14 protein-coding genes and 1 pseudogene are annotated in these 24,839 nt (G+C 44.3%); 8 read left to right on the forward strand and 7 right to left on the reverse strand.

Annotated features, from left to right (window positions below; translation table 11 throughout):
- The coding region (locus tag IM676_RS18615; protein WP_200988249.1) for an Ig-like domain-containing protein at window positions 1–3,531 on the forward strand (3,531 nt) is incomplete at its 5' end.
- A gap of 554 nt (window positions 3,532–4,085) precedes the next feature.
- On the opposite strand, the gene IM676_RS19930 is transcribed toward IM676_RS18615, so the two are convergent.
- From IM676_RS19930 to purE, 4 genes are all read right to left on the reverse strand, one after another.
- A complete protein-coding gene (locus IM676_RS19930; protein ID WP_225880402.1) occupies window positions 4,086–6,500 on the reverse strand; it encodes a Calx-beta domain-containing protein in 2,415 nt (804 codons plus the stop codon).
- 251 nt (window positions 6,501–6,751) lie between these two features.
- Entirely contained in the window at window positions 6,752–10,585 is a 3,834-nt protein-coding gene (locus IM676_RS18635) for a beta strand repeat-containing protein (RefSeq protein ID WP_200988250.1), read from the reverse strand.
- 535 nt (window positions 10,586–11,120) lie between these two features.
- Window positions 11,121–12,077: a hypothetical protein gene (locus IM676_RS18640; RefSeq protein ID WP_200988251.1), complete on the reverse strand. Its 957-nt coding sequence runs from the start codon at window positions 12,075–12,077 to the stop codon at window positions 11,121–11,123.
- A gap of 144 nt (window positions 12,078–12,221) precedes the next feature.
- Window positions 12,222–12,740: a 5-(carboxyamino)imidazole ribonucleotide mutase gene (gene purE, locus IM676_RS18645; RefSeq protein WP_200988252.1), complete on the reverse strand. Its 519-nt coding sequence runs from the start codon at window positions 12,738–12,740 to the stop codon at window positions 12,222–12,224.
- A 123-nt stretch (window positions 12,741–12,863) separates the two neighbouring features.
- Here purE and nagA point away from each other — a divergent pair, with 123 nt between their 5' ends.
- Complete coding sequence (gene nagA, locus IM676_RS18650) at window positions 12,864–14,096, forward strand: N-acetylglucosamine-6-phosphate deacetylase (RefSeq protein WP_200990284.1); 1,233 nt, start codon at window positions 12,864–12,866, stop codon at window positions 14,094–14,096.
- On the opposite strand, the gene IM676_RS18655 is transcribed toward nagA, so the two are convergent.
- Complete coding sequence (locus IM676_RS18655) at window positions 14,065–16,146, reverse strand: cation:proton antiporter domain-containing protein (RefSeq protein ID WP_200988253.1); 2,082 nt, start codon at window positions 16,144–16,146, stop codon at window positions 14,065–14,067. The two genes, nagA and IM676_RS18655, sit on opposite strands and share 32 nt — an antisense overlap.
- Window positions 16,147–16,569: 423 nt before the next feature.
- Here IM676_RS18655 and bchM point away from each other — a divergent pair, with 423 nt between their 5' ends.
- From bchM to IM676_RS18670, 3 genes are all read left to right on the forward strand, one after another.
- Window positions 16,570–17,256, forward strand: a complete 687-nt coding sequence (bchM, locus tag IM676_RS18660; protein ID WP_200988254.1) for a magnesium protoporphyrin IX methyltransferase — start codon at window positions 16,570–16,572, stop codon at window positions 17,254–17,256.
- A gap of 140 nt (window positions 17,257–17,396) precedes the next feature.
- Complete coding sequence (locus IM676_RS18665) at window positions 17,397–17,885, forward strand: hypothetical protein (RefSeq protein WP_200988255.1); 489 nt, start codon at window positions 17,397–17,399, stop codon at window positions 17,883–17,885.
- Window positions 17,886–17,903: 18 nt separating this feature from the next.
- Complete coding sequence (locus tag IM676_RS18670; RefSeq protein ID WP_200988256.1) at window positions 17,904–18,284, forward strand: DUF423 domain-containing protein; 381 nt, start codon at window positions 17,904–17,906, stop codon at window positions 18,282–18,284.
- 218 nt (window positions 18,285–18,502) lie between these two features.
- Here the strand turns inward: IM676_RS18670 and IM676_RS18675 are convergent, their stop codons facing one another.
- Window positions 18,503–19,195 carry a hypothetical protein gene (locus IM676_RS18675; RefSeq protein ID WP_200988257.1) on the reverse strand — a complete coding sequence of 231 codons (693 nt, stop codon included), beginning with the start codon at window positions 19,193–19,195 and terminating at the stop codon, window positions 18,503–18,505.
- 443 nt (window positions 19,196–19,638) lie between these two features.
- The gene (gene pruA, locus IM676_RS18680) at window positions 19,639–22,617 is read right to left on the reverse strand and encodes an L-glutamate gamma-semialdehyde dehydrogenase (protein ID WP_200988258.1); all 2,979 of its coding nucleotides are present in this window, start codon (window positions 22,615–22,617) and stop codon (window positions 19,639–19,641) included.
- Between the two features lie 111 nt (window positions 22,618–22,728).
- Between pruA and IM676_RS18685 the strand changes: the two genes are divergently transcribed.
- The 3 genes and pseudogenes from IM676_RS18685 to IM676_RS20285 all read left to right on the forward strand — a co-directional run.
- On the forward strand, window positions 22,729–23,709 hold the full coding sequence (locus tag IM676_RS18685) for an SDR family NAD(P)-dependent oxidoreductase (protein ID WP_200988259.1): 981 nt from the start codon (window positions 22,729–22,731) through the stop codon (window positions 23,707–23,709).
- A gap of 81 nt (window positions 23,710–23,790) precedes the next feature.
- On the forward strand, window positions 23,791–24,636 hold the full coding sequence (locus IM676_RS18690; RefSeq protein WP_200988260.1) for a class I SAM-dependent methyltransferase: 846 nt from the start codon (window positions 23,791–23,793) through the stop codon (window positions 24,634–24,636).
- A 114-nt stretch (window positions 24,637–24,750) separates the two neighbouring features.
- A pseudogene (locus IM676_RS20285) lies at window positions 24,751–24,825 on the forward strand (MerR family transcriptional regulator); the annotation flags it as partial.
- Window positions 24,826–24,839 lie beyond the last annotated feature (14 nt).

The raw sequence follows: 24,839 nt of genomic DNA on the forward strand, positions 1-24,839 counted from the left end.
GATGCAAATGGCGACTTTACCTACACCCTGAGTGCAGCCAACCTCACCGCCATTGGCCAGGGAGAAGGTAAAACCATCACCGCCTCCCAAACCGACGCCGCCGGTAATATTGGTACATCCCCAGCCTTTACCTTTGCAGTCGATACCATAGCCCCAGCCGCCCCCGTCATTAACACCGTTGCGGAAGACAATATTATTGATGCTCAAGAAGCCCAAGCAGGCTTGACCATCACAGGTACTGGTGAACCTGGAGCTACGGTGACTCTAGTATTTGACAGCGGTACTACATTAACAGGTGGTAACACGGTAGTTGTGAACCCTGATGGTACGTGGTCAGTGGCGGTAGTTGCAGCCGATGTCGAGGCTTTTGGTGAGGGTGGAGAAAGAATTACTGCCACTCAAACCGACGCCGCAGGCAATGTCAGCCCGAGCGCGACTCAGGATATTACAGTGGTGGTGGATACCATAGACTCCTTCATTGCGATCGCCCCCACCAATGCAGTACAACCAGAAGGTAATCAAGGACTCACCCCATTCACCTTCACAGTCACCCGCACCGGGGACACCAATGTTACCAGCACTGCTAACTGGGTAGTCACAGGTACAGGAGTCAACCCTGCTAACGCCGCCGACTTTGCAGGTGGAGTATTCCCATCGGGTACTGTCACCTTTGCACCAGGGGTAACATCTCAGGTAATTACAGTCAATGTCCAAGGTGACACGGTAGCAGAACCAAATGAAACCTTTAGCATCACTTTGTCTGGTGCTACTAATGCCACCATTACCACGGCTACTGCAACGGGAACTATTCTGGATGACGATACAATTTTGCTATCCCCAGGGGGGAATCAGGGGTTAAGGATTGAACAAGAGCAGCGACAAACAGCGGATATTGATGATATTCTTAGGCGGCTACGGGCTGATATTCCGGGCGCCCAGTTGTATGTACCACCGTTGTCATTTACAGTTCGACCCCTAATTAATGGTGAGGTTGGGGATGTCTTCCCTACTGAGATAGTTCAGATAGAAGTGGATTTTGCGGAACGCCCCCCAGGCACACTTGACTATTTTGGTGTAGCCAAGCAGGATGACAATGGTAATTTCTTCCTCTTCAACAATAACCCTGCTGAGGGCGAAGTGGGGGTGATATTGCGAGACCGAGATGGTAATGGTCGCATTGATGGGGCAACTTTGTTCTTAAAAGACAGGACAAGTCCCGATCAAAGCATAACGGAGACGGGAGACTTAGATCCAAGACGTGGCTTTATTTTTGATCCCTTTGTTCCGGTGGCGCGAGATACTGGTCTACCTACAGTCATCATTACTAGTCAAGCAGTAAATGCCTTTCCCAGTGGAGATCCTAACTATCAGTTTCCAGTCCTCTACACCTTCACCTTCAGTGAACCAGTCAGGGGCTTCACTACTGATGATATCACCGTCACCAATGGTACTAAGGGAACATTTACAGGCAATGATGGTGAAACAGTTTACACCTTGCTAGTTGAAACCAGTGTAGTTAACCGTGATGCACCTGGTAACACAGGCTTAAGAGTTGCTGTGCGCGATGGAGCCGCCATTGGTAATATTAGTGGGAATCCCAGCGCTGCGGCTTCATTGCTAGCACCAGTAGCCCCAGTGATTAACTTGGTGGCGGGAGATGACATAGTTAACAGACAAGAAAAACTGGATGGTTTTAACATCACCGGTACTGGTACACCAGGGGCACAGATTATCGTCAGGTTTGACAGTGAGCCGAATAGTTCCAGACCTGGGAAACAAGCTACTGTACAGCCTGATGGCAGATGGTCAATTGCTATTACCGCTGATGATGTGCTAGGGTTTGATCAGGGTGAAGAAGGTATCTTTGTTTATCAGAACTTGAATGGCAATGTTAGCCCTCAAAGAAGTCGGTTTATTAAGGTTGATACTGTACTACCTACGGTTACTATCACCGCAGACAAGTCAGTAATAGCAATCATTCCCACAGGAGATATTACTTATACCTTCACCTTCAGTGAAGCAGTAGCCGACTTTACTAGGGATGACATTGTCCTGAGCAATGGTGGTACTAAGGGAGCATTCAACCAAATCGATGACAGGACATACACCTTAGTAGTTACACCTGATGAGGACTTTGAAGGAACATTGAGTGTTTTTGTCCCCATGGCAGTTGCCCGGGATGAGGCAGATAACCTGAATATGGTACCTGCTTTCTTCACTACCTTGATCATTCCTCAACCTCCCACCGGACAACCAGGCACTCCCGGTGAACAAGGTCCTCCCGGTCCACAAGGTCCTGTAGGTGAACAAGGTCCTCCCGGACAACCAGGCACTCCCGGTGAACAAGGTCCCACCGGTCCACAAGGTCCTGTAGGTGAACAAGGTCCCACCGGTCCACAAGGTCCCACCGGTCCACAAGGTCCTGTAGGTGAACCAGGTCCTGTAGGTCCACAAGGTCCCACCGGTCCACAAGGTCCTGTAGGTGAACCAGGCGGTCCCGGACAACCAGGCGGTCCCGGACAACCAGGTACTCCCGGTGAACCAGGTACTCCCGGACAACCAGGTACTGTAACTATCAACGACCCCAACACCGGAACACCTCTTCTACAGCAACCCTTTGATACTGTCTTTAAATTCTCTGTCACAGGTTCAACCCCCTCATCTCAGGTGCTGGAGGTTGTCTTTGCGGACGGTAAAACTCAAAGTATTCTCACCACTCTCGGTGATGCCTCTGGGCTACCTGATGGTATTGGTTCTATCCTTAACGATCTCCAGTCAGGCTTGATCAGTGTCTCCCCTGCAAATGGTAATGTGACCAGGTTCCAATTGCGCCAGCTGGGAACTAATGCTATTACCCCCTTAACGATTAGTCAGGTTACAGCTAATGGTTTTACCCTGACTGGTGGTGGATTGAACATTGCTGCAGACGTTCTGGGCAGACCAGGAGATACAGAGACTGTAAAAATCTTTACTCAGAAGATTGAGGTCAACGGTCAGCAACTGGAAGCTATTAGTCTGGGAGGCCTTACCCCGCCTGCTAGTCCTAGCGACAAAATCACTGTTAAGGTGGATGCTACCCTGTACCGGGAAGCTGCTTTTGATAATCTAGTGGGCTTCTACTTGGCGGAAAGAACTACAGGGGCTGTGGTTGATAAACTCACTGGTGACAGTATCGCTGGACTGGGCGATCGCAATGCCTATCTAGGTGCTGTACGTAACAATGCAGTGCTGACTGGTAGGGTTGGCAATAACCAAACCAGCAATTTAAGCAGCACCTTTGAAGTTAGCTCTAGTCTTAACTTGTCAGACTATGTGCTGCTACCATTCCTAGTCGCAAATGGTGACATCAACTCAGTGAGACCCGACTTTAGTAACCTATTTGTCACCAGTATAGGCACTAACGTTTCCAACAGCAACCAGATCCAGTTGTTGGGTAACAATGTCTTTGGCTTTGAAGATATAGCCGGCGGCGGTGATAACGACTTTGATGATGTCATCTTCCAGGTTCGAGGACTAAGCGTCGTAGTGTAAGCTCAGTCACCAAAAGGCACGCTCTAGCCATTCCTTAGTTGAATGCAAACCAGATCCCGGACTTCTCTAAGAAGTCCGGGTCTAAATTTTTTCACACTATAACCCAAACTTACTTAACCGGGGAATAAATTAAGCGTCTGATAGCAAAAGTCCACTAAAAGTGGACTGGTAAGGGCATAGGATACTCTAGGCAATGATTGTTAAGCTTATTTATAATGTGATATTCAACACCCAGTCGGATTTATCCGACTTTAGCTATTAGACAGGGGTTTCTAACCCCTGGCTCCCGGTGGTCGTAGCTCTGAAACCCTGACCCGTCAACACCCAGTCGGATTTATCCGACTTTAGCTATGAGACAGGGGTTTCTAACCCCTGGCTCCCGGCGGTCGTAGCTCTGAAACCCTGACCCGTCAACAGTCAACAGTCAACAGTCAACAGTCAACAGTCAACCGTCAACCGTCAACAGTCAACAGTCAACCGTCAACAGTCAACAGTCAACCGTCAACAGTCAACCGTCAACAGTCAACAGTCAACCGTCAACCCTCAGAAGATATCTATATTAAGGTGCCGAACTGAGTTAAATGTGCTTGTATCTGGGTTAAATCCCTGGTAGCATCAGGGGCGATCGCACCTTCAATTAATTTCTCACCGGGGAAAGCATTAGAACCAAACAGATGGCGCACTATCATAATCCCATCAGAAAGGGCATTGACTCGACCATCCCCGTCAATATCTAGGTGTTTGTCGTCTACTCCTTTTTGTAAGTAGGCTTGAATTTCTGCTAGGTTGCGGGTAGCGTTAGGCGATATCGCACCTTCAATTAATTTCTCACCGGGGAAAGCATTAGGACCAAACAGATAACGTACTATCATAATCCCATCGGAAAGGGCATTGACTCGACCATCCCCATCAATATCTAGATTCCATGCTTGCTTACTGACTAAAATCGGGTCGGTTTCTAAGCTATAACCAGGGGCTAAATTATCGGAAGTCACATTAAGTTGAGTTCCTTCAAAGTTCCTGGTACTGGTAAATTTAAAGTCCCCTAATTTTAACGGTAGGGGTTGGTTAGGCCAGTTACCAGCAAAGTCAGCATAACCAAATTGGATAAACTTGTCAGTATTCGGGTCGTTGTCAAAGTCAACAGTATCAAGTATGGGTTCTGATAGGGGAACAAATAGATTGTTATTGAACAGGTTGTCTGCATTTTGGAAGCTCAGTTCATTAGAGTTATAATGCAGCCGTAAACTAATACCGGTCAGGGTATTATCACCTGTGGTGGTGTTATAAAACAGGGGGATAGATACATTACCCCCAGGGGTAGCGGTTAAATTATTTAATGATGTGATTTGTTGCCGATCGCCTAGGTCATCATTGAGAATTGTCCCGGTGGCGGTAGCTGTGGTAATAGTAGCACCACTGGAGTCAGACAAGGTGAGGGTAAAGGTTTCATCTGGCTCTACTACAGTATCACCTGTCACATTAACTGTGATTACCTTCGTGGTTTCCCCGGAGGCAAAATCTACCCTGCCAAATGGTAATAAACCGCCAAAATCAGCAGCATTGGCGGGGTTGTCTCCCGTACCTGTAACTGCCCATCTCGCACTAGTTATACCAGTTGTATCACCTGTGCGGGTCACTGTGAAGGTAAAGGGGGTGAGTCCTTCATCCCCTTCTAAGCGTGTAGCATTAGTGGGGGCGATCGCTAAATTCGTTGATGTCTGAAACTCACTCACATCAAAAATTTGCAGTCCTGATGAACCATCAGCCACATAGGCGTAGTCCCCTACCACTTTCACCCCCAACGCAAAGTTAGGAGTTTGATAATTTTCCCTGCGGGTGGGGTTAGAGGGGTTAGTGATGTTGATGATTTGTAGTCCTGATTCATCATCAGCCACATAGGCATAGTTACCTACCACTTGCACACCATAAGCAAAGCCAGGAGTATTATAAGAGCCTGTGAGGGTGGGGCTAGAGGGGTTAGTGATGTTGAGGATTTGTAGCCCTGAGAAACCATCAGCTACATAGGCGTAGTTACCCACCACTTGCACAGCGGTAGCAAAGTCAGGAGTATCAAAACTGCCGATCAGGGTAGGGCTAGAGGGGTTAGTGATGTTGAGGATTTGTAGCCCTGAGAAACCATCAGCTACATAGGCGTAGTTACCCACTACTTGCACACCCTCAGCAGAGTCAGGAGTATCAAAACTGCCGATCAGGGTGGGGCTAGAGGGGTTGGTGATGTTGATGATTTGTAGCCCTGATGAACCATCAGCTACATAGGCGTAATTACCTACTACTTGCACACCTATAGCCAGTCCAGGAGTATCAAAACTGCCGATCAGGGTGGGGCTAGAGGGGTTGGTGATATTGAGGATTTGTAGCCCTGAGAAACCATCAGCTACATAGGCGTAATTACCCACCACTTGCACACCCAAAGCAAAGTCAGGAGTATCATAAGAACCGGTGAGGGTGGGGCTAGAGGGGTTGGTGATATTGATGATTTGTAGCCCTGAGAGACCATCAGCCACATAGGCGTAGTCCCCTACTACTTGCACCGCTGTGGCAAAGCCGGGAGTATCATAGTATGACAGTGATAATATCTGAGCCAGGTTAAGTTGAATGTTGCCTGTAGTACCTAAGAAACCATCAACTGCTATGTGGTAGGTGGTTCCGGCGGTGGGGAAAAAAGTCACCTGACTAGCTGAGTCTAAGTTTTCATCGAAAGCGACTAAAGTTAGATTATTAACAGCATCGCCAGTAAAGACTGAGAGATAAGTATTAAAATTACTGCCAACAGTATTGATAGTTACCGGACTGGCAGTAGGAGCAGTCCAACGCCACCAAGCAGAGTTAATGGTTCCTGACTGGCTTGGTTCTCCCGGTTCGCCGGTGAATCCTAGGTTAGTACCAGTTACTGAGGCAATTTGTCCAGTGATGACCGTACTATCAATAAAGTTATTGTTAGTCATGACTTAAGTTTCCTATATATCAGTATTTTAGTGGTCAAAAAATAGTGAAATACGGAACCTCTATAAAAAGTCCCGTATCTTGTTACTCTATCACCGACCTTGCACTGAGCGGTAGCCGAAGTGCGGGGGATTCTTGCTTCACGGGGTTTCCAATGAATTTACCCGCCCTAAGGCGCCGCTCCGCCAACAGCAAGCATCTTGACCGTGTGTCCCTGGACCTATAGCGACTACCTGAAGTAGTTTCTATTCATCTACACAGCAAGAGTGAAATCGTTTGTAGTTAAAGCCAAGTTACCATTGAGTTGAATCAATAAATCATCTGTGGTCTGAGGTGTTTGATTAGTAGCTAGGATGAAAGTGCTAGTTCCGAGTGCTCCTCCTGTGATAACGGAATTAGGGACATTAAAGTAACCAAAATTACCAACACCTATCAGAGTGGCTGCATTATTTACAGCAGCCGCCAAAGTCGCACCCACGGGGGTAACCTGTCCTACAAACTGAGGTCGAGTCAATCCTAATGCTACCAGGTCGATTCTGTCCCCTGTTCCCGGCTTAAAGTCAGTAATAGTATCATAGCTCACAGCCCCGCCTAATTGGGATCTGTTAGAGTCAGCAGCAGATGTATAAACGAAGGTGTTAACACCACCGCCACCTGTTAACCTATCGCCCCCAAGACCACCTATTAAGGTGTCATTAACAGCACCACCTATTAAGGTGTCATTACCAGCGCCACCTATTAAGATGTTATTACCACTACCACCTATTAAGGTGTCATTAAGAGCAGTACCAGTAACTTCTAACCGTCCAGTAAAGGCAGGTTGTACACCACCAACACCAGAGGCATTAATTCTGATACCTCGGGTAGCATTTTCCGGCAGTGTGGGGGCTGCTATGATCAGGTTTCTGTCCTGATTTCCATCTCCAACTGTATCTGCCGTCCTTCCTGATCCGATAAGATTGATAGTTAAGGTTTCGTCACCATATTGTAGGGTATCAATTCGATTGGGAGTGGTGCTGACACTGGTATTATTATTCCGGTCAGAGACTAAAGTCAGAGTTTGAATGTTGTCATCTAAGGTTAAGTTAACCCGTTGCTGTGCTCCCTGAAGGGTTAATGTATTTGTACTCTCCAAGGTAATTTGATCATTTTGATTAGCATTTCTGAGGGTAACTTGACCTGCATCAAATTCATACTCCCTAATATTAATCAAACCAGCATCAGCTATGACACTATTTGCGGGGTTTACGCCGTTAGTTCCTTCCAAGCGCAAGACTTGAATGTTTTGAGCAGCATTAATGGCATTAATGGCAGTGGTTCTAGCAGCAGCAGCAGGGATTCCTGTTAGATCATTATCATTGGTTGTTAAAACCAAATCATTGGATCTTAAAACCAATGTATTTCTACCAGTGCCACCATTAATAGAATCATTATTATTTAAATCATTGAATGCAGCCGATTCCAAGATAATAGTGTCATCACCGGCACCACCGTCTAACCTGTGATCACCAGCAGTTATGACTCTCAGAATGTCATTACCGTCACCACCTGTTAAGGTGTTATTACCACTACCACCTGTTAAGACGTCATCAAGAGCAGTACCAGTAACTGTTAACCGTCCAGTAAAGGCAGGTTGACCAACAACAGAGGCATTAATTCTGATACCTTGGATAGCATTTGGTGGCAGTGTGGGGGCTGCTATGATCAGGTCTCTGTCCTGATTTCCCAATCCATCTGCCCCCCTTGGTATTCCTGTTGTAATATCGATAGCTGTAACAACATTGATAGTTAACCCCTGGTTATCATATTGTAGGGTATCAATCTGATTGGCATTGGTGCTTGGACTGATATTACCATTCCGGTCAGAGACTAAAGTCAGAGTTGGGATGTTTTCTAAGGTTAAGTTAACCCGTTGCTGTGCTCCATCAAGGGTTAATGTCCTTGTACTATTTAAGGTAATTCGATCATTTTGATCAGCACCTCTGAGGGTAACTTCACGTAGTCCAGAAGTATTTACAAATTCAAAGCGGTTAATACCGGTGATTTGCCCAGCATCTGCGGTCAATGTAGTTCCATTCAAGCGCAGGATTTCAATACCTTGAGCACGGTTATTGATGACAGCAACATTAGTGGGTAGTTGAGCATTACCTGTAGCTGTCAAATCAGCCAGAATGTTAGGAGCTGTACCTTGTCTAAGTTCTAAAGTATCTGTTCCTGCGCCACCTTGGAGAGTTGCGTTGCGCCCAAAGAATCGGGTTGCATCGAATATGAATGTGTCATTTAATGCGGTACCAGTGGCATTGAAGTCCGCAGTGAAGGTCTCAGCATTAATAGTAACACCTGTTGCAGTATCTCCTGGAAGCTGAATTCCCCCGATGGTTAAAGGTCTGCTTTGAGCAACGGGGGTGACGACGTTGTTGACGTTAATTCTTAATCCATCAACATCAGATACTAGTCTGGTAATAACATTTCTACCGGCAACAGTAGTATTATTATTTCTGTCAGAGGTTAAATTCAGAGTAGGGGTTAAACCCACAGTAGGTACGGTTTCTAAAGGTACGTTTTCTAAGGTCAAATCAACACTTGCTTGTGCTGCTCCTTGGAGGTTTAATCTGCTTGTACCATCTAGGGTGAACCTATCATTAGCAGCAGCATTGCTGAGGTTGACCGTGTCAACGGCAAACTCATATCTGTTAACAGCAGTAATTGTTTGAGCGTCTACTGTTAACGCATTTAAGTCACGTCTTTGTAAGTTACCAACCGGATTTAGTTGCAAGCGCAAGATTTCAATATTCTGAGCCGCGTTAACAGCATTGAGTTGGGTGTTGTCAAGTACAACTGGAGGTACAACTGGAGGAAGTGGAGGAAGTGGAGGAAGTGGAGGGAATGGAATGAAAACATCCCTTAACAATACTAATTTATCTGTCCCACTACCACCATCAACTCTGTCCTGAGTATCAAAGTTAGCAAGCACAAACCCAATAGTGTCATCACCAGAACTACCTGTGAAGTTAACCCTACCGTTATCAAAGGTTAATCCTACACCGCCACTGTTAGCTGAGGCATTAACAGTTGTCTGTGCAGTGGGGTTTAAAGTAATTCGGTCGGTAACTCTTAGCCCTGCATCCCCGGTAATATTGATGTTTCTGACATTTGCTAGGTTGGTTAGACTCGATATTGTGTTAACCCCACCGTTAAATTCACTTTTTACATCAATGTTAACAGTCTCGACTCTATCACCCTCAATCCTCAGAGTGTTCAATCGAGAATCCACAAGGGAAATATTCCCATCGCTACCGTTACCAAAACGCGCCGTAATATCATTCCCATTGGTAACGTTATCAATACCAAGTCTAATGTCACGTAGTCCTGCAATAACAACATCACTTTGTTGTGGATTAAATTTTAGGGTAACTTCCTTCAGCCCTGAAAGACTGGGAGTAGCACTGAAATCAATAAAATTGAAGGTATCAGCGTTAATTAATTCTACCCTTTCCACACCCTGGAGTCTAGGCAGCACATTACTGGCGTTATAGTATTGGAAGGTATCAGTACCAGAGCCGCCTATAATCTGGTCAGTAGCTTGAACGCTGTTGGCATCGCCGATGAAAACATCATTACCACTAGTACCTAAGAGGATATCATTGTCACGGGTGAAAACCAAGTTTGTGCCAACAGAATCAGTAACAACTTTGGCGACAGATACCTTATTTCCCAGCACCCTTTGAAGTGTCGGGTTAGTATTAGCAGAACCTAATATCTGATTAACTACACTGGCCCGGTTCCCTGGTGTCGCCCATTCCCCAGCCCATCTAGTTAGGTCTGCTGCAAGTGGAGCGGTATCAAAAGCGTTTCTGTAAATTCTGGTAACAGCTTCTTGTCCGCTTAAATCACCATACTCATCTTGTACATCTACTAAATTAACAATCTGTTGGGTGATGTTCTCAATAGATGTACCATTATTCAGTTGCCCAACATATCCATTTAAACTTGTGGGATCAGGGGCGCTACCCAGTAAGGCTACATAGCGCTCTTGAACTATTGACTTATTAGTTTCAGTTCTAGCACGCTCTGATCTGTTTACCATAGTCCGATTTTCACTCCTCTGTAACTTGGAATACACCAAACAATCAACATTATGACACTTTCAGGTCTAAAGACACTGAGATTCTGCCGACAACGATCTGCTTATGAGAATGACTCCCATTCTATCAATGACGGGGACAAAACATTGAGAACATCTGCCTCTGAGTTCAAATTAACTCGGGATCACCCAATCTCAAACCGTCAAATCTATCCATAATTACTAAGTTTTTGGTCAGTTTCAGTTTTAACTCACTCTAGCAGTGTCCTTCACCCCTTTGAGGCACTCCCGCCCTATTTTTCATGGAATCTTTACGGAATGTTTACACCCACCAGGAAAATCCAGGGAACTGGGAAAACCACTCACCAGGGGTAACTCCTGGGTGCCTTCTCCCTTGGTAGTTGAAATGTCTTTATAGCTTCACTATGGGACATTATGCCAAGCTTTACGGGTTAAGTTGTAAAGCCTATGTAGATAAGATAACTCAGATACAAGTTTTTTGCAACGTGTTGATAATGTCACATTGGGTTTATTTTTTTTATCTCTGCAAGAAATTAAAACTGTAACCAATCCCGACAGCCAGAACTGAGCCAGATTCAGTATTACTTAGAGCATCCCCATAGATCACAGCTACACTCAATGGTATGGTCTGGACAGGAACAAAGGAAGCCCCCAAATTCAGCCCGCGACCGCTCCAGGCGGAACTTACAGCTACTTGGGGATGTATTTGGATACCCGCCCCCGCAATTACGCCCACCCCGGAATTAGAGTTAGAAAAGAAGGGAGCGCCGCCTAATCCTAAAGACAGGGTGACGGGGAAAGAATTATTAGGGTTTTGGGGTCTTAAGAGGTGATATGCACTAACTACACCATAAACACTAGAGGGGAATGTTCCCCCCGCGTCGTTACCATAGTTAGTAAAGTTATTCCACCCCACAGCTGCTGCTACTTGGGTGGTACTGTTAGAAACTAAGGAGCGATGTACTTTGGCATCAACTGAACCATTTTGGGCGAATCTTCTAATACTCAGGTTATTGTAAATCACCTCCAAGCCTAGGGACTCTCTGGAGTTACCCAAGCCAAACCCAAGGGATGTACCCCCGTCAACCTCTGGTCTGACGTTATCAGAGGTTGACCCAGCAAGACTGATAAACATATCTCCCCAATTAGCGCCAAAAGCGGTGGGGATTCCAGCTGAGGCGGAAGGGGAATAAACCCGGCGCTGAATCACATCAAAAATAGGGGTAACTCTCAACTCCTGGCGCAGTTGGTCAGCAGACCTTTCGGGAGTTAGCTGCTTGGGCGCTACACTTTCTCCTAACAGCATCTGTGCAGACTCCTGTGTTACCACCGAAGAAATCACCCCAGACTCAGAGGTTGCTGTGACTGTGGGTGGGACATCGGGTATCTGACCATGACTAGCAGTAGCTAAAAATGCCAAACTTCCTATACTCAGACCCAGGGATCTGAAAAACCATAACTGCTCACCTACCATGTAACTCCTCACTTTGGGGGTTTGAGTTGTTGTACTAAATGCTTCACCCCATCAGTTTATACTGTGGCGGGGGTTTTAGGGAACACCGGAACAGGGAACAGGGAACACCGGAGCAGGGGAGCTTGGTGTGTACTTGATTAAAGATTAAGTTGACTGTTCTAAATATTGCTGATAACCCAACTGTTCTAGTTTGGCTTGCTTGTCCATGACTGATGCAGCTAGACTTTGGCGATACTCTTGAACCTGAACAAGTAATTCTGGTTGGTGGGTAGCGAGAATTTGCACCGCTAAGAGTCCGGCGTTTTTAGCGTTCCCTATGGCTACTGTAGCCACTGGAATACCCCCAGGCATTTGTACGATAGAATATAAGGAATCAACCCCTTGTAAATTCCGGGTAGCTACGGGAACCCCAATTACAGGCAATGGTGTTAAAGATGCTACCATGCCGGGAAGATGAGCCGCACCCCCAGCACCAGCAATAATTACTTTAATACCTCTATGGTGAGCGGTTTGGGCATATTCAACCATCCGTTCTGGGGTACGATGGGCAGAAACGATCGCCACTTCAGTTTCTATACCAAATTCGGCACAAACTGCGATCGCATCTTTCATTGTGGGTAAGTCGGAATCGCTACCCATGATAATACCAATAAGAGGAGCCATATATTAATTGCTATCAGAGGATGTTTTAAAAGTTATCATTACTGTATCAAATATTGTTTTACCCCACCTTCCCTGCTCCCTGCTCCGGTGTTCCGGTGTTCCCTCTTCCCCCTCTTACTTATGATGAACACAGATAAATTTTTAGATAAATTTTTAGATAAATTTTTACCACCAGAGGTAGAGAATATAATTAATGCGCGAGTCCCTGGTTATGAAGGTTTACAGCGCATCTGTGTTAACCATCAAGGGGTAGTTGAGGAAATTACCCCTATGAGTCCAGGATTTTCTAGTTGTGGGTCTTCACTAGATGTCGCTGGTGATTGGATTTCTTTAGGTGGTGTTGATTTACAGATTAATGGTGCTTTAGGTTTAGCATTTCCGGAGTTAACCGGGGATAATTCCCATATATTGCCGAAAGTATCCCTTTTTTTACAGGATATGGGCATAGATGCCTATTTACCAACCTTAGTGACTACCTCAATAGATAATATACAGCGATCGCTGGGGATAATTGCCGATTTGATCACCAATCCCCGGGGAGGTGCGAAGATCCTAGGAGTACATTTAGAAGGTCCATTTTTAAACTACCACAAGCGCGGCGCACACCCACAAGAATATTTACTACCTCTGACAATTGAGCAAGTCAACAGAGTTTTAGGGGATTATCCCCAGATTGTCAAAGTCATCACCCTAGCCCCAGAATTAGACAGTACAGGGGAAGTAATACCCTATTTGCGTTCTTTGGGGATAATTGTCAGTTTAGGGCATTCCCTGGCGACAGCAGCCCAAACAGAGGCGGCGTTTAACCAAGGGGCGACCATGGTAACCCATGCTTTTAACGCTATGCCCCCATTACACCACCGGGAACCGGGGTTACTAGGTGCGGCGATTACCCATCCTGATGTCATGTGTGGTTTCATTGCTGACGGTGAACACATTACACCCATGATGTTAGATATTCTCCTGCGCGCCAACTCCCAAAAACTATTTTTAGTCAGTGATGCTCTCTCACCCCTAGGGTTACCCGATGGGGCGTATCCTTGGGACAGTAGGGAAATAGAAGTGAAGAACGGTACAGCAAGGTTAGCAGATGGGACCTTATCCGGGACAACTTTACCCTTGTTGGTGGGAGTGCAAAACTTGGTCAAGTGGGGAATTTGTGATGTGGGAGGTGCGATCGCCCTAGCTACTAATGCACCCAGACGAGCTCTAAATTTACCGGGAATAATTTCCCACCCCAAAACTGGTTTGTTACGCTGGCGTTGGGATGAAATTACCAAAGAACTAACTTGGGAAAGATTATCAATTGTTGACAGAGCCAAAATCAAAGATGCGCCTCACCCAATAACACAATAGAACCAGTTAACTCTTCAATTACCTCAGTTGTGACTTGACTAACAGCCAATCCTCCTGTGGTACGATAACGTACCGAACGTAACACAGCTAAATCAAATCCCTGGGCTTCCCTAACTATAGTTTGAGCAACATCATCATCTACAATAGTTCGGATATGTGTATTTACCTTTAAGTGACTTTTAGAGACAATTTCAGTTAATTGAGTTGTAAATTCTTCTACTAAATTAGTAGGGGTTTTGCTGTTAGAAACGTGTAAAAGTACAACCTCCGACTGATTCACATCAGCCAACATTTCTGCAAACTTCCAAGCGCTGATAGTTTGAGGTCTTAAATCTCCAATGGGGACAATAATTCTCCCAATTGTTTTCGGACTTTTTACCAGACGAGCTACCGCGACTGGACAGTGAGAAGACCAGAAAACACTATCAATAACATTACCAAACAATCTCGCACGTAAACCTGTGGTGCGAGACCAACCCATGATGACTAAATTAGCATTTTGTTCTCGACTGGTGCGACTAATGGCTAAAGCTATGTCATCATCAATGCGAACTGCTGTAGAAACCTGGACATCAAACTCGGCGCTAATTTCCTCAGCTAGTTTCAACCTTTGCTGACTTTGCTCTAGTGATATTCCTAATTGTGGGTCATCCATGTGAACATGGGCTTTACTAATCGCTAATGGTAAAATTCTTCCAGACTGATGTTGAGCTATTAAAGCCGCCATTTCAATTAAGTACCGTTGGTTGCTGGAGTTATGTATTGGTACTACTACGGTGAATGGATACTGAGTTTGTTCTAAGGGTTGTCCCTCATGATGTTCCCACCAAGTTGCTAAACTTTCTGTTTCAAAGTCGGTTTGGGGTACTTGTAACAAAGCTGCAAATCTAGCGGTAATCAATGGTGCCACAATTGAAGTCACCAGCATCAGGACAATTACACTATTTAAGACCCCCTCACTAATAAGCCTTTCACCAGCAGGATTTAAGGTCTGATAAGCAACCAAGGATGCTGCTAAGGTGGCGGCTACTTGTGGTAAAGATAAAGACCACATTGTCAGCATTTGTACATTACTGTAGCGGTAAATTAATTTGGTCAAAAATGCCGCTATAAATTTGCTGCCAATCAAAGCTGATACAATTACTAATGCTAACCAAATAGAACTGAGAGTTTTAATAAATGCGGGAATATTAATCAACAGTCCCATGTCTACAAAAAAACAAGGGATAAATAGGACGCTACCAATAAACTCAATTTTTTCTTTAACGGGACTACGTCCCACAACATCATTAACTGCTAACCCTGCTAAAAATGCACCCACAATTTTTTCCACTCCCACTATCTGCGCTCCTACAGATGCGAGAAATAAAGCCAATAATATGAACAGAAATTGATTACTTTGTTCATCTCCAGAACGGCGAAAAAATTCTTTCCCAGCCCAGTCAAAACCAAACAGGACAATCACAGAGTAAATTGCTAGTCCACCTAATAGGGTGATTAAACTCAGAGTAGAAAATTCTCCCCCATGAATTCCCACACAAATTGCTAATACTAACAACGCACCTGTATCAGTGAAAATTGTCGCCCCTACTGTGACTGTCACTGCTTCATTCATCACCACTCCCAGACGGCTGACAATGGGATAAGCTAAGAGAGTATGGGAGGCCAGTAAAGAACCAATTAGTACAGAAGCATTCCAACCAAAGTTAAAAAATCTCCCGACTAAGATCCCACAAATTAAGGGTACTAAAAATGTTAATATTCCAAAGACAATTGAGCGATTCTTAGTTTTGCGAAATTGTTCTAAATCAATCTCCAAACCTGCGACAAACATTAAATAAACTTTGCCGATATCCGAGAGCAACTTAACGGTTTCTGAATCAGAATCTAAGAATTTTAGCCCATTTTGCCCTAACAATACACCTGCTACTAGCAAACCTACTAGTCCAGGTATTCGCAGTCGCTCAAATATAGGTGGAACAGTAAAAATTACTGTTAGAAGAATTGTAAATTGAATAATAGGACTGTCAGTTAAGAAGTTGGATGTCATTGGTAATCAATAAAGCTAAATTAGTCAATCAATTATCTATACTGTATGGACATATTTTAAAATATGACAAAAAATATATTCTTTAAATTTAAAAAAAACTGTAGTTATATTGTATAGTTATATCTTAATCTAAAAATCACCAAAAAACAAGGCATTATTCCTGTGGGCAGATGATTAATCAATACACACGTGTCACAGCAAAAACATATAAATTGTTACTGGCGGTAATCTTCAGGGTGTTTGTGGCGAGTAGGAAAAAATTCTTATATCCTGAATTTCTCCACCACCAGCCAAATCAGCTATTATCTCTAGTTACTTTGTCTGACAGAACACAAAGAACTTCTATAAAAATATTGTAGAGTATTCTAGAAGTTGCCATTAATGATAATTTTAAAGATTGGGAACACTTGAAGATTTAACTTTATGAACGTAGCTGACGATAAAACCATTGTTCGCGAATATTTTAATTCTACAGGCTTTGACCGGTGGCGACGCATTTACGGGGATGGGGAAGTTAATAAAGTCCAGTTAGATATCCGCAATGGACACCAGCAAACCGTAGATACAGTTATTGGGTGGCTCAAAGATGATGGGAATTTATCAGAATTATCAATCTGCGATGCTGGTTGTGGGGTAGGTAGTCTCAGCATCCCCTTGGCAGTAGATGGTGCTAAGATATACGCCAGCGATATCTCTGAGAAAATGGTCACGGAAGCTAAGGATAGAGCTTTAGCCACTTTGGAAAATGCCGAAAATACTACTTTCGCTGTTCAGGATTTAGAATCATTGACTGGTAGTTACCACACTGTGATTTGCTTGGATGTTCTCATTCACTACCCCCAAGAGAAAGCAGACCTGATGATTTCCCATCTTTGCTCTTTAGCACAGTCCAGAATAATTATCAGTTTTGCACCGAAAACCTGTGCTTTAAGTATACTCAAGAAAATTGGTAGTTTCTTCCCTGGACCGAGTAAAGCAACTCGCGCTTATCTCCACCGTGAGACTGATGTGGTGAAAATCCTGGAAAATAACGGCTTTGCAATCAAACGCCAAGCTATGACTAAAACTCGTTTTTATTACTCCCGTCTGCTAGAAGCAACCCGCAAATAAATTGACAGATTTTACCTAAACTGCTGTTTTCAGGATGATGGTGGGTGATGCTGGTCTCACCCACCCTATTTGAACACCCTGGAAGCTTTTCACAACTCAAGCTAGAATCGCAAGCAAAGTTTAAAATCTGATGTGACACTATGAAGACTGCTGAAAAACTGGCTGCGGGTTGGCTATTGACACTGGGATTCATGTTTTTGACACTATCAGTTTCAGCAACACTTGAGAAAAAATCTGTCGTTAAGCCGATTTCCAAAGCATATAATCAGGCTTTAGTCAAGGAGTTTATTAATCAACCTGCTGTTTATTACCTGGATAATACCGCCAGAAATGGTATCATCTTTGGTATCCCCACAATGGTGTTAGGTGGTTGGTTAAGCTTGGGGTTATATCGTCAGGACAAAAATGAGCAAAAAGCACTACAAAAACAACTAAGCGATCGCCTACAATCTACTTTTTATCAAATGCTACAAGAAAATAACGGGCGCATCACGGTCTTAGGATTAGCGATGAATTGTCAACTACCAGCAGCTGAAGCTAAAGCATATTTAGATATGAAAGCTAAAGAGTTTAATGGGGATTTTCAGGTGAGTGAAACAGGGGGGCTATCATATCATTTTGAGATTTAGAATCAATCATCATTAGCAATGGCACAAGTTTTTGTCAGCCTAGCTGCTGTTTTAGGTGGTTTATCTGTAGCCGCAGGGGCTTTTGCAGCCCATGGTTTGCGAGGTCAAATCAGTGAGCGATCGCTGGAAATTTTCGATACAGCCGCTCGTTATCAAATGTACCACGCTTTAGCACTTTTGTTAATAGCCTTACTAATTAGTCGCACAACTTCACCTCAACCCATGTTAGTAGCTAGTGGGTGGTTATTTATCATTGGTGTTGGCATTTTTTCTGGGAGCTTGTACGCCCTCAGTGTAACTGGTTTGAACAAGCTCGGCGCAATCACCCCCCTGGGTGGTGTGGCTTTGATTATTGGTTGGGGTATTTTGGCTGTTGCGGGTTGGGGTTTGAAGTTTTAGGAAGGTTTTTTGATCTGAAATCGCTGTCATACCCCATTCCTGTATAGGGTGGGGATGTTAAGCCAATATCAGAGGGTATTTGAAAAGTTTAGTAAAGTCAAAAAATTATACCAATTATTTGTCCATGATACAGATCATTGTTAAGTAGATAAAAGTCTCAGATATTTCATGTAATAACTCGTAGTCTCTGACCAAACACGGACAACCTATCAACCAACCTATTCTTCTTTAAAGAATTCAGGAAAATCCTTATTGAATTGTTGCCTTGCATATTCAGTTAACCCGTTAGTTTGGTAGAGAGATGTTTCCTCCAGTCCCTTTAATACAAAATGGTCATTATCTTTATAAAAGTGATAAATATCAAAGTGGGGTGTTGATGCAGTAAAATATTGCTCACCAAAGTTCAAGAAAGACCATATAACTGGATTAAACCCAGCAGCCAATTCATATCCTTGCCCACCACAAACAACTAAATTCCAACTGGTAAAATACGCTCTAGGATCATTATCATCAGCAACTTCCCCTTGCCCATAATCAAAGGCTAAATGGCCAGTTAACTTTTCCCATTCTCCTCGAACTGAATTTACATCAGTGTTTATACGAGTTATAAAACGTCCAAATAGCTCGTTCCAAGGTTCGGTAGAGAAAAGATAATCATATAACATAATTTGACCGAAGAATTTACCAGTCCATATTTCCATACTATCTATCAGTTTTAGCTCATAAAGATGAAAATTTTGCTGTTCATCAAATTCAACAATATCAAGCTTGGTATCCGGCATTCCAAAAGTTTTGCCTGTATGATACTTGCCGATCTCATAGCGAAGATTTAGTCCAGTAACAAAAACACTTGCAGGTTGTAAAGTGTGTAAATAATTTAAGAGAGCGTCTTGAAATTCTTGTTCTTTCATATTCAGTAAATCGTAAAGCTTCTTCTTAGCCCTTTCTATAATTTATTTGAGTGTTTAAAGTTAATCGGTGAAATGCCAACACAACAATAAGTAATCGATCGCTCGTAAATTGACCCTGCTAACGCTTGCGGAGAGATAACCCTTTACCCAGACTTGGTAACAAGCTTGGGTAAAGTTGTCCATTGAAGCAAGAATACCCGTCCCTTTATAGCTATCCATTACCCGGATCTTTCTTAACATTCGTGAGAGCGATCGCTCGCAAACCCCCAAACCTTAATCCTCCGTTGATGATTCTCAATAAAATAAGGGTTTTATCAAAAAGAATAAGGTACATTTTGTCAAGAGTAGGGAAATTTTCAAGCGTTGAAACCGTTGCCACATAAATGTTTCAAGATTGTTAAGAAAGATGTGAGTAATGGATAGCCTTTATAGGGAGGGGAGCGTCAATCAGCGCCGGGGATGGGTGCAAACCCTTGGCGTTGAATGTTTTCTGTCACTGTCCGCGGTTCTAGGAATTGCAGCAGATAATCAGGCCCTCCAGCTTTGGAACCTACCCCCGAAAGTTTGAACCCGCCAAAGGGTTGTCTGGCAACTATTGCACCTGTAATATTACGGTTAATGTAGACATTTCCTACCTCCAGGTCTGTCTGTGCTTGTTGAATGTGGGAGGGTGTTCTAGAGTATAGTCCCCCTGTGAGGGCGTAGTTGGTGCTGTTAGCCACTGCTAACGCTTGGGTAAAATCTTTGACCCTGATTACCGCCAAGACTGGGCCAAATATTTCTTGTTGGGCGATGGTGGCATCCGGTGGTACTTCACTAAAGATGACTGGACCGATATAATACCCCTGTGTAGGTGCGGTCATTTCCAAGGCGACTTGGGCTTGGGTCTTACCTGTGGCAATATATGCCAAAATGCGATCGCGTGCTTGAGCATCAATTACCGGTCCTACTTGGGTACTAGGTAACTCTGCTGCTCCGATATTCAGGGATTTTGTGGCTGCTACTAACCTCTGGACAAAAGTATCATATATGGGTTCGAGTACAATTACCCGGGAACAAGCAGAACATTTTTGCCCACTGTAACCAAATGCTGACTGTACTACCCCCACAACCGCTTGATCTAAATCAGCGCTTTCGTCCACAATAATTGCATTCTTCCCCCCCATTTCGGCAATTACTCGCTTCATGTGCTTTTGTCCTGGTTTCAGGGTTGCGGCTTCTGCATAAATGCGACAACCCACCTCCTGAGAACCAGTAAAGGCGATGATATGAGTATCAGGATGATTTACTAAGTAAGCACCTACTTGGGAACCTTTACCTGGTAAGTATTGAAATACACCTTGAGGAATCCCCGCCTCTACTAAGATTTCGGTGAGTTTCGCAGTAATTACAGAGGAGGTTTCCGCTGGTTTGAGCAGAGTACAATTACCTGCGACCAGGGCTGCAACAGTCATACCACAGGCGATCGCCAAAGGGAAATTCCAGGGAGAAATCACCACTGCAATTCCCCTAGGTTGGTATATATAACGATTTGTCTCCCCTGCTACGTCGTAGTTTACACCTTTATCTAGGCGTTCCATCTCCTCAGCATAGTAAAGACAAAAATCTATAGCCTCAGAAACCTCTGCATCTGCTTCTTTAACAACCTTACCTACCTCCAAAACAATCCAAGCTGTTAGTTCAGCACGGCGTGATTGCATCAAATCAGCCGCCTTGCGCAGCACCCCTGCGCGTTCCTGTACTGGTGTCTTCCTCCAGGATGGGAAAGCCGCCTTAGCAGCTTCCATGGCCTCTTGTGCCTGTGCGACACTAATCAAACCAACCCGACCTACCACCTCACCAAAATTAGCAGGATTTACCGAATCAATCAACTCCTGAGTATTCACATACTCCCCATTCACCAAAGGTAAATAAACCCGACCCAACTGTTCCCGCACCCCCGCTAAAGCCGCAGTAAACATATTTCTTACCTCTTCGTGTGCAAAATCCGTATCTGCAGCACCGACAAACCCCCCTTCTTGTTTGCGCCTTTGGTCTTTGGACTGGGACTCCACATTTGGGGGCGCTAACAACTCTTCAATGGGGCGGTTCTCGAGATTTTGCCGCAAAAACGAACTATTAGCTGTATTCTCCAACAACCGCCGAATTAAATAAGCCATCCCCGGTAATAACTCACCATAGGGACAGTAAACCCGGACGCGATAACCTTGATTAACTAAGGCTTTAGCCAACTTATCCCCCATCCCATACAACACTTGCATTTCAAAGTGACGACGGGGGACATTTAAACTTTCAGCTATGGCAATTGCTCGAGCTTGCGATCGCACATTATGACTACCAATAGCAGTATAGACATATTGGTGATTTTCTAATAATAGCTGGGTAATGGCTTCAAAGTTGGCATCTGTGGCCGCTTTATCGTTATAAACTGGCTGGGGCCAGTGTTTTTGTTCTGATTTAATAGTTTCCTGATCCCAATATGCACCCTTAACTAAACGCACTGTCAGGGGATAACCCCGCTGTTGTAACCAAGAAATTAACTTTTTCCCATCCTCTAGACTGTCACGCAGATATGCTTGGATGGTGACACCAATATCTGTACGTTGTCTAAACTCATCTTCTAAAAGTAATTTTTGCAGAATAGTTAAAGTTAAATCTTTGTAGGCGTACTGTTCCATGTCAAAATGCACAGATGCTCCTAACTCTTGCGCCCGACGTAATAAAATCCGAATGCGATCGCTAACTTTCTCCTCACTTCCTTGAGGGTCTAAAGGGTCAAATTGGGAGTAAAACGCCGTTAACTTGACAGAAACTTGAACTTGTGGTATAATTTGCCCATCTGCTTCATCAATAGCCGGAATTACCCCCCAATTCTTTGATGCTTCTACTAGTTGTTGCATCAATTCTAAATAGCGTTCTAGATAAGACTGGGCTTCAGATTCAGTAATCACCGCTTCACCGAGTAAATCAATGGTGAAAGCCATTTTTTCTTTCCGCAGTCGTTCAACTGTTTTGATGACCTGTTTAATATTCTCCCCAGAAATATATTTATGGGCTAAAGTTTCCACAGCCGTAGAAACAGTTGTCGCCGCAACTTGTCCCGGCATAGAATCAGGGTGAGCAAAATTCAACATCCCCTTGAGGGCTGAAGGTAATTCTACAGATTCTGCCCCTAAATACTCTTGTAAATGTGCAGCAATTTCTGATTTACTATGTAAAGCGGGTAATGTGTCGATAAAACGAAACAATTGTACCCGTAGACCAGGATTACTCATTGCCCAGGCTAGCAGTTTATCATCCCAGCGCATCTGATCGCGTAGGGAACCTAAAAACGAACGATTTTCTTGGGTAGCGACCAGAAGCTGTCGAGCAACTTCTTGAGTTTTAGCTTCGTAGGTGCTGGTTTGGGCTTGTAATACCACTGATAACTCCTTTGTTGGCAACTTCGGGACTGGTGACCACCGGATCAGAACTTTTCTCCTGCCCTGTTTTCTGCTATGGTAAATCCTAATCCCCTTTTTTAGTCTGTAATCATGAAGAATCTTCAGGGAAAAGTGACTTTAGTCACAGGTGCAAGCCGGGGAATTGGCAAGGGAATTGCTATTGCACTGGGTGAAGCTGGGGCAACTGTGTATATTACCGGACGCAGTTTAGATAATTGTGATACCATAGGCGGAATTTCCGGTAATCTGAATCATACCCAATCCGCCGTTGAGGAAGCCGGAGGTGTATGTATTCCCGTCCAGGTAGATCATAGCAATGATCAACAAGTGCGATCGCTGTTTGAACGCATCCAAGATGAGCAACATGGACAACTAGATTTACTGGTTAATAACGCTTTCTCAGGAGTCCAGTCTTTACGAGAGACTCAAGGAAAATCTTTCTGGGAGTGTGAACCTGATCTGTGGGATAATATTAATAATGTCGGTCTGCGTAGTCACTACGTTGCCAGCATTTTTGCAGCACGGATGATGGTGCAACGTCGCCAGGGATTAATTTGTACTATTTCCTCTTGGGGGGGTATGTCCCCCATTTTCGGTGTCGCCTATGGTGTGGGAAAAGCCGCCTGTGACCGCCTAGTAGCTGATATGGCGGTGGAACTTAAACCCTATAATGTCGCCTCTGTTGACCTGTGGCCGGGGATTGTGGGTACTGAGCATATTTCTGCCTTAGCAGATGAGATAGGAGCACAAAATGTGACTGACTCGAGAAACTCAGTCTTTGTTGACCGTTATAACTGGGAAACTCCCTTATTAACAGGGCGAGTGATTGCGGCTTTGGCCGCTGATGCGAATATCATGGAGCGTACAGGAAAAGTGCAGATAGTGGCGGAACTAGCTCAACAATATGGAATTGTAGACGAACAAGGCGATCGCCCGGCATCCCTACGTTCCCTCAAGTTTATTATACCCGCAGCCTTACCCGCAATCAGAAAATACTCGCATTTCATCCCAGATATTAAAGTCCCGTGGTCATTGCTACTGCTAACCACACTTAGCTCACCAAAAATATAAAACTAATACCAAACTCGGAGTAACACTTGTCACACCCTAGGCAATCATGGTAAAAATTGGTATTAGTTTTAACGAAAGTAAATGACTAATCAGCCAAAAATTGTACTACCATATTTTGACCAGTTATTTGAGGACTTTGAAAAGAAAAATACCGAAGTAATTACGGGATTTGGTCTTCATGTGCATTGGGGTTATTGGGAGAATCCCAGCACAGCCGATGGTTCCGCACAAGACTTTGCATTAGCAGCAGAAAATTTAACTCGCCGGGTGTGTGATGCGGGTGGCGCGGGAGATGGACAAAAGATCCTTGACTGTGGTTGTGGCTTCGGTGGGACAATTTCTAGCCTGAGCGATCGCTTTGAGAATTTACAGCTAGTTGGTTTAAATATTGACCCCCGTCAACTCGCTAGAGCTAAAGAACAAGTTCACCCCCAAAATCATAACCAGATAGAATTTATAGAAGGGGATGCTTGTCAACTACCCTTTGCAGATAGCTCCTTTGACCTAGTCCTGGCTGTTGAGTGTATCTTTCATTTTCCCAGTCGTCAAAGGTTTTTCCAAGAAGCATGGCGAGTTCTCAAACCAGGGGGAAAACTCGCCATCTGTGATTTTGTACCTCTGAAATTTGTCTATCCCTTCATGAAAATCGCCGGTAAATTGCTCGGTCCGTCCATTGGTAATACCTACGGAAATGTTGACAGCAGTTTCACCCTCAATGCTTATAGAAAACTTGCCCAAAGTACAGGTTTTACGCCCATATTCAAGGAAGACATCACCCCTAATACCCTCCCAACCTATCCCCTCCTCAAGCGACTTCAGTCTGAGAGTGGTAATCAGCAGTCAGCAAATTCCACAGCAGTTGCTGAATGGATTAGTCGTTTAGGAATAGTCCGTTATCTGATTCTTTCCTATTGCAAGGATAAATGAGTAAGGATTGAGGGGTACTTAGGGGACTAAACTGCAACTTAAATTATACCCACATATAGACATTACTACCATTATATACACATCATAGAGTGCATACAGCGAGGTAACTCTATTATGGACAACAATCAAATGACTATTTCCATTGGCGACACTGCTCAAGAGCTAGGCGTGTCAGTAAAAACGCTTAGACTTTCGCATTATCA

Source organism: Anabaenopsis elenkinii CCIBt3563 (genome assembly GCF_015245355.1).
GTDB lineage: Bacteria > Cyanobacteriota > Cyanobacteriia > Cyanobacteriales > Nostocaceae > Anabaenopsis > Anabaenopsis elenkinii.